Origin of the sequence: Burkholderia sp. 9779_493 (assembly GCF_015712215.1) — a bacterium.
GTDB classification, from domain to species: domain Bacteria; phylum Pseudomonadota; class Gammaproteobacteria; order Burkholderiales; family Burkholderiaceae; genus Burkholderia; species Burkholderia cenocepacia.
The window spans coordinates 57,199-70,042 of record NZ_JACCQA010000010.1; the positions used below are offsets into that span (position 1 = coordinate 57,199).

Sequence of the window (12,844 nt, forward strand, 5' to 3'; positions counted from 1 at the left end):
CCACCGGACCTACATGCGCGACGCGTCCGCGCCGGCCGCGACCACGTACGCCGATGCCTGCTTGGTGCCGTCCGGCTTCGTCTGCAGGTACACGCCCTGGATTTCCGGCTCGAAGCCCGGCAGCGCGTTGATCCCGGCTTCGAGCGCGCGGAAGTAGTCGAGCGCCGGGCCGCCCCACACTTCGCCCGGCACCACGCAGAAGATGCCCGGCGGGTAGGGCAGCGCGCCTTCGGTCGCGATCCGGCCTTCGATGCGGTCGAGCGTCACGAGTTCGACGTTGTTGCGGATCAGCTCGGCATTCGCGGCCTGCGGCAGCATCGCCTGCTTCGGGAACTGCGCGCGCCGGAACATCTGTTTCTGCAGATGCTTCATGTCGTGGCTGCGGTAGAAGTCGTGCATGCGCTGGCACAGCTGCCGCAGGCGCATCGTGCCGTACAGCTCCGGATACGCTTCGCACAGCGACGGAATCGCTTCGCGCAGCGGCGTGTCCTGGTCGAGATGGCGCTCGAACTGCGCGAGGTGCGCGACCAGATGCTGCAGCTTGCCGAAACTCTCCGATGGCGTGAGCAGGAACAGGATCGTGTACAGGTCGGCCTTCTCGGGCACGACGCCGTGCTCGCGCAGGTAGCGCGCGAGAATCGGCGCCGGCGCGCCGAACGCCGCGTATTCGTGCGTGTCGCGATCGATGCCGGGCGTCGTCAGCAGCAGCTTGCACGGATCGACGAAATACTGGTCGTCCGCATAGCCATCGAAGCCGTGCCACGTGTCGGCCGGATGGAAGCGGAAGAAGCGCAGGTCGTCGACGATCTGCTCGGTCGGATGGTCGGCCCACGGGCGGCCGTCGACCTGCTGCGGGACGAACGGGCGGATCTGGCGGCAGGTTTTCAGCAGCAGCTTGCGCGCGTCGACGCCGTGCGCGACGCAGTCGCGCCACAGGCGCTTGCCGGCCGGGCCCGCGTGCATCTGCGCGTTGACGTCGAGCGCCGCGAACATCGGGTAGAACGGGCTCGTCGACGCGTGGATCATGTACGCGTTGTTGAAGCGCCGGTGATCGCAGAAGCGCTTCTGGCCCTCGATGTGGCTGTCCTTCTTGTGGATCTGCGACGTCTGCGAGAAGCCGGCCTGCTGCTTGTGCACCGATTGCGTGACGAAGATGCCGGGATCGTCGGGGCCGAGCGTCAGCATCAGCGGCGAGCAGTCCTGCATCATCGGGATGAACTGTTCGTAGCCGACCCACGCCGAATCGAACAGGATGTAGTCGCACAGATGGCCGATCCGGTCGACGATTTCGCGCGCGTTGTAGATCGTGCCGTCGTAGGTGCCCAGCTGGATCACCGCGAGCCGGAACGGGCGCGGCAGGTCGGCGCGCTCGGGCGCGACGTCGCGGATCGCGTCGCGAATGCGCGCCTCGCCGAGCGCCGCGCTGTCGACGCCGCCGATGAGGCCCCACGCGTTGCGCGCGGTCTCGAGGTAGACCGGCCGCGCGCCGGACAGCACGAGCGCGCCGAGGTGCACCGACTTGTGGTTGTTGCGATCGAACAGCACGAGATCGTCGGGCGCGAGCAGCGCGCTCGTGACGACCTTGTTCGACGTCGACGTGCCGTTCAGCACGAAGTATGTCTTGTCCGCGTTGTAGATGCGCGCGGCGTTGCGCTGCGCTTCCAGCGCGGGCCCTTCGTGGATCAGCAGGTCGCCGAGCCGCACGTCCGCGTTGCAGAGGTCCGCGCGAAACAGCGTTTCGCCGAAGAAATCGAAGAACATCCGGCCGAGCGGATGATTCGAGAAGAACTGGCCGCCCTGGTGACCCGGGCAGTCGAATTCGACGTAGCCGCGCTGCACGTATTCGCGCATGACCTTGAAGAACGGCGGCAGCAGGTTCTCGCTGTAGATGTCGGCGGCGGCGGAAATCTGCCGGCCGTAGTAATGGCGGCCGCCGTGCCGAAGCTGGATCACGCCGCTCGCGCTCGGCAGGACCGACGGCGGCACTTCCTGGTCGGGCTCGACCGCGACGAAGAACGGAATCGCGAAACCGGTTCTTTCGACGGTTTTCAGTACCTTTTCCGCGGAATCGATTCCGACGACGATTGCCGCGATATTCGTGAAATCGGTCTGGAATACGTCGACCTGTTCGTGCGTGGTGAGGAAGGCGCCGATCAGCGCCGGCTCGACTGCGATTTTCAACAGGCTCACGCGAACTCTCCGGTAAATGACCTGAAACGGGAGCCGTATTCGCGCCAGGACGCAATCGCGAACCGATACGCGCTACAGCCGATTGAAAACGGTCCCGCGAATGCCGAATGCCGATTGCGCACTGCATCAGGGCCCTTGTGCGGCGCGGCACAGCCGCGATCGGGCGGTGCCCGGCGCAGCCGATCGTAGCAACAAAAACATACGAACTCAATCGGACCGGATCGAAATGCCATTGCGGCATGAGCATGATCAAATAATCGGAAATTGGCGTGCTGCGGCGCACATAAAAATGATCCAATGATGAAATCCGATTTGAAACGCGTCGATGGCTTCACCGAATCGTCAGCTTTTCATCGAAAGGCATCCATGGCATAGTCGGCTCCGAATTGGACGGCGAATCAAGCCGGAATGGCGAGCGTCTCATGCCGCTGCCCGTGGCCTGCTGTCCGCGTGCTCGTGAGACGAACAATACCAATCGAAGCAACGCAACAGCGAGGGCAACATCATGAATACTTCTGTCGGCGGCATCCGCCGTCTCGGCATGCGTGCGCTACTGGTCGACGACGAGATCGCGCAGGAAACCGCGACCGGGCGTGCGGTCCGCACGCTGAGCGCGGAGCTCGCGCAACGCGGTATCGACGTGCTGACGGCGACGTCCGCCGACGATGCCATCGTGCTGCTCCGCTCCGATCCGTCGATCCAGTGCGTGCTGCTCGACTGGGATCTCGGCGTGGACGGCCACGGGCCGTCCGAGGCCGTGGTCGACGCGATCCGGCATCGCAACGGCAGCGTGCCGATCTTCCTGCTGGCCGACCGCAGCGTCGCGTCGTCGGTACCGGCCGCGGTGATGGGCAAGGTCGACGATTTCGTGTGGCTGCTCGAGGATACGGCCGACTTCATCGGCGGGCGCATTCACGCGGCGATCGAACGCTATCGCTCGACCGTCCTGCCGCCGATGTTCGGCGCGCTCGCGAAGTTCTCGCGCGTGTACGAATACTCGTGGCATACGCCCGGCCACACGGGCGGCACCGGCTTCCTGAAATCGCCGGTCGGCCGCGCGTTCTTCGAATATTTCGGCGAATCGCTGTTCCGCTCGGACCTGTCGATCTCGGTGGGCGAGCTCGGCTCGCTGCTCGACCACTCGGGCCCGATCGGCGAAAGCGAACGCTACGCGGCGCGCGTGTTCGGCGCGCATCGCACGTATCACGTGACGAACGGCTCGTCGACGTCGAACCGCATCATCCTGATGGCGAGCGTGAGCCGCGACCAGATCGCGCTGTGCGACCGCAATTGCCACAAGTCGGCCGAACACGCGATGACGATGTCGGGCGCGATCCCGACGTACCTCGTGCCGACGCGCAACCGCTACGGGATCATCGGACCGATCGCCTCGGAGCGCCTCACGCAGACGGCGATCCGCGAGGCGATCGCATCGAACCCGCTCGCGGCCGGGCTGGCCGATCGCCAGCCGAAGCACGCGATCGTCACGAACTCGACGTACGACGGCCTCTGCTACAACGTGACGCGCGTCGAGGAGCTGCTCGGCGCGAGCGTCGACCGGCTGCACTTCGACGAGGCGTGGTACGGCTACGCGCGTTTCAACCCGATCTATCGCGACCGCCATGCGATGCACGGCGACCCGCGCGACCATCATGCGGACCGGCCCACGGTGTTCGCGACGCAGTCGACGCACAAGCTGCTGACCGCGCTGTCGCAGGCGTCCTACATCCACGTGCGCGACGGCCGCAGCCCGATTCCGCATGGCCAGTTCAACGAAACGTTCATGATGCATGCGTCGACGTCGCCGAACTACGCGATCATCGCGTCGAACGACGTCGCGGCCGCGATGATGGACGGCCCCGGCGGCGCCGCGCTGACGCGCGAGTCGATCGAAGAGGCCGTCGCGTTCCGGCAGATGATCGCGCGGATGAACGGCGAATTCGGCGCGAAGGGCGACTGGTTCTTCGAATGCTGGCAGCCCGACACCGTGCTCGAGGCGCGCACGGGCCGCACGCTGCCGTTCCACGATGCGCCGCCCGAACTGCTCGCGAGCGACCCGGCGTGCTGGGTGCTGCGCCCGGGCGCGCAATGGCATGGCTTCGGCAACATCGAGGACGGCTATTGCATGCTCGACCCGATCAAGGTGTCGATCGTCACGCCGGGCGTCGCGCCGGCCGGCGGCCTGATGCCGGTCGGCATCCCGGCGAGCGTCGTCACCGCGTATCTCGATGCGCGCGGCATCGTGGTCGAGAAGACGACCGATTTCACGATCCTGTTCCTGTTCTCGATCGGCATCACGAAGGGCAAGTGGGGTTCGCTCGTCAGCGCGCTGTGCGATTTCAAGCGCGACTACGACGCGAACCTGCCGCTCGACCTGGCGATTCCGTCGCTCGCGAAGGAGCATGGCTCGCGCTATGCGGGCATGGGGCTGAAGGACCTGGCCGACACGATGTTCGCGGCGATGGAGCAGCTCGGCACGACGCGACTGATGTCGGAGGCGTTCTCGATCCTGCCGAAGCCGGAGATGAGCCCGGTGCGCGCGTACGAGCATCTCGTGCAGGGTCGCATCGAGCAGGTGACGCTCGACGAGCTGGCCGGGCGTACCGTGGCCACCGGCGTCGTGCCGTATCCGCCGGGCATTCCGCTCCTGATGCCGGGCGAGAACGCGGGGCCGGCTGGCGGCCCGGTGCTCGGCTACCTGAAGGCGCTCGAAGCGTACGACCGGCGGTTCCCGGGATTCGCGCACGACACGCATGGCGTGGAGGTCGAGGACGGTACGTACCGCGTGTACTGCCTGACGGCCTGACGCCCGACCGGGCGAACGAGCCACCGGCCGCGCGGCGGCCTCACATCGAAGGATCGACACCATGGAAAATGCAGCACGCGTGTCCGGCGCGGCCCCGGCGGCCGCGCAGAAACACCGGATGAACGTCTGGCAGCTCACCATTCTCACGGCGGTCAACATGATGGGCTCCGGCATCATCCTGCTGCCGTCGAAGCTCGCGCAGGTCGGCACGATCTCGCTGCTGTCGTGGATCGTCACGGCCGGCGGTTCGCTCGCGCTGGCCTATGCGTTCGCGCGCTGCGGGATGCTGAGCCGCAAGCCGGGCGGGATGGGCGGCTACGCGGAGTACGCGTTCGGCAAGGCCGGCAACTACATGGCGAACTATACGTACGGGCTGTCGCTCGTGATCGCCAACGTCGCGATCGGCGTCACGGCGGTCGGCTACGGCACCGTGCTGTTCGACGCGACGCTGTCTCCGCTGCAGACGGGCCTGTGGACGATCTTCCTGCTCGTGCTGACGACGGTCGCGAATTTCGGCGGCTCGCGCATCACCGGCCGGATCGGCGCGGTGACGGTGTGGGGCGTGATCATTCCGGTGGTCGTCGTGTCGCTGATCGGCTGGTTCTGGTTCAGCGGGGCGACCTGGGGCGCCGCGTGGAATCCGCACGACATGCCGTTCGGGGCGGCCGTCGGCAGCTCGATCGCGGTGACGCTGTGGGCGTTCCTCGGGCTCGAATCGGCGTGCGCGAACTCGGACGCCGTGGAGAATCCGGAGCGCAACGTGCCGATCGCCGTGCTCGGCGGCACGATCGCGTCGGCGATCTTCTACATCGTGTCGACCAACGTGATCGCGGGGATCGTGCCCAACGCGATCCTCGCGAAGTCGAACGCGCCGTTCGGCATCGCATTCGCGACGATGTTCACGCCGACCGTCGGCACGATCGTCACCGCGCTGATGGTGATCGCGTGCATCGGCTCGCTGCTCGGCTGGCAGTTTACGGTCGCGCAGGTGTTCAAGAGCTCGGCGGACGTCGGCTACTTCCTGCCGGTGTTCGCACGTGCCACGCGCACGGGCACGCCGATCGTCGGCATGGTGATCCTGCTGGTCGCACAGGTCGCGCTCGCGCTGATGACGATCAGCCCGGAGCTGAGCAGCCAGTTCCAGAAGATCGTCGATCTCGCGGTCGTCACGAACCTCGTACCTTACGTGATGTCGATGGCCGCGCTGATCACGATCCAGAAGGTCGCGAAGGTACCGCCGGGCAAGGCGCTCGTGACGAACGTGGTCGCGATGGTCGCGACCGCGTACAGCTTCTATGCGCTGTTCAGTTCGGGCGAGCAGGCGCTGATGCTCGGCGGCCTGTGCGTGTTCCTCGGCTGGACGCTGTTCGGCTTCGTCAGCGCGCGCTTCTACCAGATGGAAGTCGATGCGCACGTGAAGGAGCCGGGGAAGTCGCTGCAGGCGTGATGGTGGCGCAGGGCGGCGACTACCGGCGATGCTTCGTCAGCAGCAGCGGAACTTCCTTCTTCAGCAGGTCGACGACGGCGCGCACGCGTGGCGGCAGCGGGCGCTGCGCGTGCACCAGCACATTGACCGCGAAGTCGGGAACGTCGTAATACGGCAGGAGGCGGACGAGTCGGCCATGCGCGAGCGCATCGGTGCAAGCCGGGTGCTGGACCACGCCGATGCCGCCGCCCGCCGCGATCGTATCGAACATCGGGCGCCAGTGGCTGGCGGTCATGACGGTGCGGATGCGCGCGTATTCGACTGCGCCGCCGTCGCGCTGCAGCGGTACCTGTTCGTTCGCGAACACGCCTTTCACGCGGATGAACGGATGGTTCGCGAGATCGGCCTTCGTGTCGATCGGGCCGTGCTGGCGGAGATACGACGGCGCGGCGACGAGCACGCGGCCCACCGCGCCGAGCGCGTACGCGACGAACCCGCCGTCGCCGAGCTGGCCGACCCGGATCGAAATGTCGACGCCCTCGGTGACCGGATCGACGATATCGTCGTTCAGCACGAGGTCGATGTGCAGCTTCGGGTACGCGGTGCGGATCTGCATCAGCACGCCCGGCAGCACGACCTCGCCGAAACATTGCGGCGCCGCGAGCCGGATCGTGCCGTCGAGCGCATGCTCCGTCTTCGATACCGACGCAACGGCCAGTTCGGCCGCTTCGAGCAGCGCCTTGCTGCGTTCGTAGAAAATTCGGCCTTCCTCCGTGCACGCGAGGGTGCGGGCACTGCGCATCAGCAGTCGCGTGCCGAGGTGCTTTTCGAGCTTCTCGATGCGCTCGCTGACGGCCGGTTGGCCCATGTCGAGATCCCGCGCCGCGCCGGACATCGTGCCGCGCTCCACGACCCTCACGTAGATGCGCATCGTCGCCAACAAATCCATGAAGTCGCGCCTCGTGTCTTCCGGTTCGATTTTTACCGATCGACGGATGGTACCAAAGCGGCGAAGGGGCGACGGAGTGTGTCGGGCCGATACTGACTATCGGCCGGTGCGCCCGTGGCACCGCCGAAGCCGCGTGCGTTCATCCGCACGGTGAGCGAAAATCGGCGTTCTTCCGCGCGACACGACAGGAGGCCCGACATGACGCAACGGAATGACGCCCGACGCACGCACTGCGTCGCATGGCAGATCGTGCAGACGTGGCAGGCGGCCGAATGGTGCCGGCTCGACGAGTCGCAAACGGACATCGCGCTGTCGGGGGCGGTGACGGGCGCGCTCGACGGCACGCCGTTCCGGATCGACTACGCGATCGCATGCGGTGCCGACTGGCTCACCCGTTCGGCGCGCGTGACGCGGTGGACCGGCACGGCGCCGCCACGGCAATGGGACATCGCTTGCGATGCCGGGCGGTGGACGATCGACGGCGTCGAGGCGCCGATGCTTGCGGGCGCAACCGACATCCATCTCGGCTTCAGCCCGTCGACCAATACGCTGCCGATCCGGCGGCTGGCGCTCGCCGTCGGCGAGTCGGCCGAGATTCGCACCGCGTGGCTGCGTTTCCCCGGTTTCGACATCGTACGCGGCGAGCAGCGCTATGCGCGCACGGCGCCGCACGTGTATCGCTACGAGAGCGGCACGTATGCGGCCGATATCGGAACCGACGACGCGGGCCTCGTCACCGACTACGACGAATGGCGGCGCATCGGCGCGACGCCTGCATCGTGACGCGTCAGCGTGCGCTTGCCACCGATAGCTTGCCCGGGATCAGCTTCAGCGTGCTGAACGCGTCGGCGATGTTCTGCTGGTACGCGACCGTCGCGTCCGTGATCGGCTGCACGCCGTAGCCGGCGCGCTTGAGCGCGACTTCGAGCGTCGGTGCGTCGAGGCCGACGAGCGGCGACAGTTGCGCGGCCACCTCGGGCACGTGATCGCGCGCCCAGCGATCGACCGCGTCGACTTCGTCGAGCAGCGCGCGCAGCACCTGCGGATGCGCGGCCGCGTACTTGCGCGCCGCGAGGTAGTACTGCGTGTTGCGCACGAGAGCGTCGCCGTTCGCGACCACGCGCGCGCCGAGCTGCCGTTCGGCGGCGGCCAGATACGGATCCCAGATCACCCACGCATCGACGCTGCGCTGCACGAACGCGGCGCGCGCGTCGGCCGGCGTCAGGTAGATCGGCTGGATGTCGGCGTACGCGAGGCCCGCATGCTCGAGCGCCTTCACCAGCAGGTAGTGGACGTTCGAGCCCTTGTTGAACGCGACCTTCTTGCCGCGCAGTTGCGCGACGGTGCGGATCGGCGAATCTGGCAGCACGACGATCGCCTCGCCCTGCGGCGCGGGCGGCTCGTTGCCGATGTAGACGAAATCGACGCCGGCGGCCTGCGCGAAGATCGGCGGGGTTTCGCCGACCGTGCCGACGTCGATCGCGCCGGCGTTCAGTCCTTCGAGCAGTTGCGGGCCGGCCGGGAATTCGAGCCATTGCACGGTGATGCCCTGGTTCGCGAGACGCTTCTCGAGCGTGCCGCGTGCCTTGAGCACGACGAAGTTGCCGTATTTCTGGAAGCCGATGCGCAGCCGCGTGCCGCTGGCCTCGGCCCGCGCGGGCACGGCCGCGAGCGGGCCGAGCGCGAGCCCGGCCAGCCCGGCGGCCGCGCCGTGCAGCCACTGGCGGCGGCGCGGGTTCGCCGGATTCGTTTCAAGGTCTGCGTGCGGGGTGTCGTTCATCGGAATGTCCTGCGTGCGGGTTCACGGACCGCGCGCGGGGGCGGCGCGGCCGGCGCAGGACCGGGCCGGATGCGGGCGACGCACGCAACGGGCCGGCCCGCGCCGGATTCAGGACGATACGGCCGCGCGGGCCCGCGGCCAACCAACGAATGCTGATATGCAAATCAGCGGGCGCACGATACCGGCCCGCAGTGGAGCCGGGCGCGACCGTCTTCACTCGCTGACGAGCAGGCGTTCCTCGATCGAATCGACGCGATCCGGGTAGAACGCGAGGTGCCCGCGAATCGATTCGACGGCCGGATTCGGATGCTCGTACGTCCACACGGCATTGATCGAGCGTTCGCCGCCGGCGGGGATCGAGTAGTACGCGCAATCGCCCTTGTACGGGCAGTACGTCGCGTGGTCGGTACGTTGCAGCAGCGACATGTCGGCATCCTCGCGCGGAATGTACAGCACCGCCGGATAGCTGGCCTCGCGCAGCACCAGCGCGTGGCGCGTATCGGCGACGACCTTGTCGGCCACCTTCACGATCACGCGGGACGAGTGCGGTTCGATCAGGATCGGATGATCGGGGCCCGGCGATTTCACCGGACGAGAGGGCGTATCGGGGCTGAGCGGCATCGTGGTTCCTCCAGAAAGGGCGGCGCGCACGGACGCGCCGTGCCGGCACGTGCGCGCGGGGCGGATTCCCGCGCGCGGGTGTCGGCGTCGGCCAACCGATACGATGCACCCATTCCGGAGAACCTGCAGGGGGCCGGAAGGCCATGCGGTGGCGCGCGAACGGTCGCGACGGTTTCGACGGTTTCGTCGCGCGTGCCCGGGCGGCCCGCGGTGTTCGGCATGGATGCGCCGCTCGCATGGACTTTTCGATGCAGCGGCAGCGGGATGCATCGGCGACGATAAGCAACGCGGAATTAATTGGTAAGCGATCGGCGGGAGGCGCGCGAAGATCGGCGGTCGTCATTCGCATGACAGCCCTTGCTTCCATCCGCCACCATGAAGAATCCTTTCGTTTCGTCAGCCGCGCGCCGTACGCGCGGCGTACCGCATGCCCGCGCCGTGCTTCGCGGCGTCGCCGCGTCGTTGCTGCTGGCCGGCGCCGCGACGCACGCGCTCGCCGCACCCGCCGGCAAGACGCTCGTGTACTGCTCCGAAGGCAGCCCGGCCGGCTTCGATCCCGGCCAGCACACGACGAGCACCGATTTCGATGCGAGCACGTACACGATCTACAACGGGCTCGTGCAGTTCAAGCGCGGCACGCTCGATCTCGTGCCGTCGCTGGCGACGAGCTGGGACGTGTCGCCCGACCAGCGCACGATCACGTTTCATTTGCGGCGCGGCGTGAAGTTCCAGACCACCGCGTGGTTCACGCCGACGCGACCGTTCCAGGCCGACGACGTCGTGTTCACGTTCCGCCGGATGCTCGACCCGGACGATCCGTTCCGCAAGGCCTATCCGGTCAGCTTCCCGTATTTCAGCGATCTCGGCTTCGACCGCAACATCGAGCGCATCGAGAAGGTCGACGACTATACGGTGCGCTTCGTGCTGAAGTCGCCCGACGTCGTGTTCGTGCGCAATCTCGCGATGGCGTTCGCGTCGGTGCTGTCGGCCGAATATGCGGGGCAGCTCGCCGCGCGCCATCGCGAGTCCGACATCAACCAGTTCCCGGTCGGCACGGGGCCGTTCCTGCTGCGCACGTACCAGAAGGATGCGCTGATCCGCTACGACGCGAATCCCGACTACTGGAAACCGGACGACGTGAAGCTCGCGCGCCTCGTGTTCGCGATCACGCCCGATCCCGCCGCGCGCTTGCAGAAGCTCGTGGCCGGCGAATGCCAGGTGTCGGTGTTTCCGCGGCCGGCCGATCTCGAGACGGTGCGGCGCGACCCGAGGCTGACGCTGTTTTCGGGGACGGGCTTCAACGTCGGGTTCGTCGCGTACAACACGCAGCATCCGCCGCTCGATCGCGTCGACGTGCGGCGCGCGCTCGACATCGCGATCGACAAGACGGCGATCATCAAGACCGTGTTCAACGGCGACGCGACGGTCGCGACGAACCCGATGCCGCCCGCGCAATGGTCGTACAACCCGCGCCTGAAGGACGCGCCGCGCGATCCGGCCGCCGCGAAGGCGCTGCTCGCGCAGGCCGGCTTTCCGAACGGCTTCGACCTGACGCTGTGGGCGATGCCCGTGCAGCGCCCGTACAACCCGAATGCGCAACTGATGGCGCAACTGATCCAGCAGGACTGGGCGAAGATCGGCGTGCGCGCGAAGATCGTCAGCTACGAATGGGGCGAGTACAACCGCCGCGCGAAGCACGACGGCCAGCACGACGCGATCCTGTACGGCTGGTCGGGCGACAACGGCGACCCCGACAACTGGCTCGGCACGCTGCTCGGCTGCGACGCGGTGCACGGCAGCAATCTCGCGAAGTGGTGCAACAAGGACTTCGAGCAGCTCGTGACGGCGGCGCGTTCGAACGCGGATGTCGCGAAACGCACGGCGCTGTACGAGCAGGCGCAAGTGGTGTTCAAGGACCAGGTGCCGTTCACGCCGATCGCGACGTCGATCGTGTCGCTGCCGATCTCCAAGCGCGTACACGGGCTGACGTTCTCGCCGCTCGGCGGGCACCGGTTCGACGGCGTGTGGCTCGATTGACGGAAGTGGGGGCCGGCGCGTTCGTGCGCGCCGGCGTTCGCCGCGTCAGTTGAGTGCGACGGCGGCCGCGGTTTCGACCGGCGTGCCTTCGAGCGCGACCGACGGCCGGCCGTCGGGGCCGACCGGCACGTCGCCGATGAGCGTCGTGCGATACAGCTGGCGGTCGAAGTCGAGATCGAAGATGTCGACGGGCGCGAGATGGGCGGTCGCACGGTTGTCCCAGAACGCGATGCTGCGCGGCTCCCATTTGAAGCGGATCGTGAATTCCGGCCGCGTTACGTGTTCCCACAGCAGTTCGAGCAGCGCCTGGCTCTCGCGCGGCGTCAGCCCGACGATCGATTTCAGGAAGCTCGGGCTCACGTACAGCGCGCGTTCGCCGGTTTCCGGATGCACGCGCACGAGCGGATGCTCGGTCACGAGCGGGCGGCGCTCGACGGCGTCGTCGAATGCGCCGGTCGCGCGCGCGCCGGGCGGCGGCGTGAAGCGATGGATGCCGCGCAGGGTATCGACGAAGCCGCGCAGCGGCGCGGACAGCGTTTCGTACGCGCGCACGAGGTTGGTCCAGTGCGTGTCGCCGCCGTACGGCGGGATCGTCACGCCGCGCAGGATCGACGCCCACGGCGGATTCACGGCGGCCGTCACGTCGGTGTGCCAGCCGGTCCAGGGCCGGCGCACCGGTTCGCCTTCGAAACGCGTCGCCTTGCGATGCTTCGCGATCGAATAGACGGCCGGATGGCCGTCGACGTGCCCGAACACCGGGTGGCCGACCGTCGGCTCGCCAAATTGCGCGGAGAACGCGACATGCTGCTCGTGCGTGAGGAATTGTTCGCGGAAGAAGATGACGCGCCACTTCAGCAGCGCGGCGCGGATCGCCGCGATCTGCGGCGTGGTCAACGGTTGCGTGAGGTCGACGCCGCGGATTTCCGCGCCGATATGGGCGGACAGCGGGATCACGTCGACCGGCTGGGCGGCGGGTTCGAGTAGGGCGCTCATGCGACGCTCCTGGCGGTTGTGAACGGGAGAGACGGACGACAT

General features: G+C 67.4%; 9 protein-coding genes. 4 read left to right on the top strand and 5 right to left on the bottom strand.

The genetic code is table 11. The features are described from left to right. Positions 1–9: 9 nt before the first annotated feature. Positions 10–2,190 carry an ornithine decarboxylase gene (locus H0X95_RS12480; protein ID WP_006488848.1) on the bottom strand — a complete coding sequence of 727 codons (2,181 nt, stop codon included), beginning with the start codon at positions 2,188–2,190 and terminating at the stop codon, positions 10–12. Between the two features lie 505 nt (positions 2,191–2,695). Here H0X95_RS12480 and H0X95_RS12485 point away from each other — a divergent pair. Continuing rightward, complete coding sequence (locus H0X95_RS12485; RefSeq protein WP_006495918.1) at positions 2,696–4,996, top strand: Orn/Lys/Arg decarboxylase N-terminal domain-containing protein; 2,301 nt, start codon at positions 2,696–2,698, stop codon at positions 4,994–4,996. A 61-nt stretch (positions 4,997–5,057) separates the two neighbouring features. Then, the gene (potE, locus tag H0X95_RS12490; RefSeq protein WP_006488914.1) at positions 5,058–6,443 is read left to right on the top strand and encodes a putrescine-ornithine antiporter; all 1,386 of its coding nucleotides are present in this window, start codon (positions 5,058–5,060) and stop codon (positions 6,441–6,443) included. Between the two features lie 19 nt (positions 6,444–6,462). Here the strand turns inward: potE and H0X95_RS12495 are convergent, their stop codons facing one another. After that, positions 6,463–7,371 (bottom strand): LysR family transcriptional regulator, encoded by a 909-nt coding sequence (locus tag H0X95_RS12495; protein ID WP_048986936.1) that lies wholly within the window; start codon positions 7,369–7,371, stop codon positions 6,463–6,465. Between the two features lie 198 nt (positions 7,372–7,569). Between H0X95_RS12495 and H0X95_RS12500 the strand changes: the two genes are divergently transcribed. Continuing rightward, positions 7,570–8,154, top strand: coding sequence for a putative glycolipid-binding domain-containing protein (locus tag H0X95_RS12500; RefSeq protein ID WP_059722648.1), 585 nt, complete (start codon positions 7,570–7,572; stop codon positions 8,152–8,154). 4 nt (positions 8,155–8,158) lie between these two features. Here H0X95_RS12500 and H0X95_RS12505 read toward each other — a convergent pair whose 3' ends face one another. Both H0X95_RS12505 and H0X95_RS12510 read right to left on the bottom strand, forming a co-directional pair. Further along, positions 8,159–9,151: a sulfonate ABC transporter substrate-binding protein gene (locus H0X95_RS12505; protein ID WP_059722650.1), complete on the bottom strand. Its 993-nt coding sequence runs from the start codon at positions 9,149–9,151 to the stop codon at positions 8,159–8,161. A 213-nt stretch (positions 9,152–9,364) separates the two neighbouring features. After that, positions 9,365–9,772: a DUF427 domain-containing protein gene (locus tag H0X95_RS12510; protein ID WP_006486183.1), complete on the bottom strand. Its 408-nt coding sequence runs from the start codon at positions 9,770–9,772 to the stop codon at positions 9,365–9,367. 375 nt (positions 9,773–10,147) lie between these two features. Between H0X95_RS12510 and H0X95_RS12515 the strand changes: the two genes are divergently transcribed. Beyond that, the gene (locus tag H0X95_RS12515) at positions 10,148–11,809 is read left to right on the top strand and encodes an ABC transporter substrate-binding protein (RefSeq protein ID WP_059722652.1); all 1,662 of its coding nucleotides are present in this window, start codon (positions 10,148–10,150) and stop codon (positions 11,807–11,809) included. A gap of 45 nt (positions 11,810–11,854) precedes the next feature. On the opposite strand, the gene H0X95_RS12520 is transcribed toward H0X95_RS12515, so the two are convergent. Beyond that, entirely contained in the window at positions 11,855–12,802 is a 948-nt protein-coding gene (locus tag H0X95_RS12520; RefSeq protein WP_059722654.1) for a TauD/TfdA dioxygenase family protein, read from the bottom strand. Positions 12,803–12,844: the final 42 nt, after the last annotated feature.

Bases quoted from the DNA above. Each gene is read 5' to 3' on its own strand.
- H0X95_RS12510 (WP_006486183.1), bottom strand. From the start codon at position 9,772: ATGCCGCTCAGCCCCGATACGCCCTCTCGTCCGGTGAAATCGCCGGGC.
- H0X95_RS12520 (WP_059722654.1), bottom strand. From the start codon at position 12,802: ATGAGCGCCCTACTCGAACCCGCCGCCCAGCCGGTCGACGTGATCCCG.
- H0X95_RS12515 (WP_059722652.1), top strand. From the start codon at position 10,148: ATGAAGAATCCTTTCGTTTCGTCAGCCGCGCGCCGTACGCGCGGCGTA.
- H0X95_RS12500 (WP_059722648.1), top strand. From the start codon at position 7,570: ATGACGCAACGGAATGACGCCCGACGCACGCACTGCGTCGCATGGCAG.
- H0X95_RS12485 (WP_006495918.1), top strand. From the start codon at position 2,696: ATGAATACTTCTGTCGGCGGCATCCGCCGTCTCGGCATGCGTGCGCTA.
- potE (WP_006488914.1), top strand. From the start codon at position 5,058: ATGGAAAATGCAGCACGCGTGTCCGGCGCGGCCCCGGCGGCCGCGCAG.
- H0X95_RS12505 (WP_059722650.1), bottom strand. From the start codon at position 9,151: ATGAACGACACCCCGCACGCAGACCTTGAAACGAATCCGGCGAACCCG.
- H0X95_RS12495 (WP_048986936.1), bottom strand. From the start codon at position 7,371: ATGGATTTGTTGGCGACGATGCGCATCTACGTGAGGGTCGTGGAGCGC.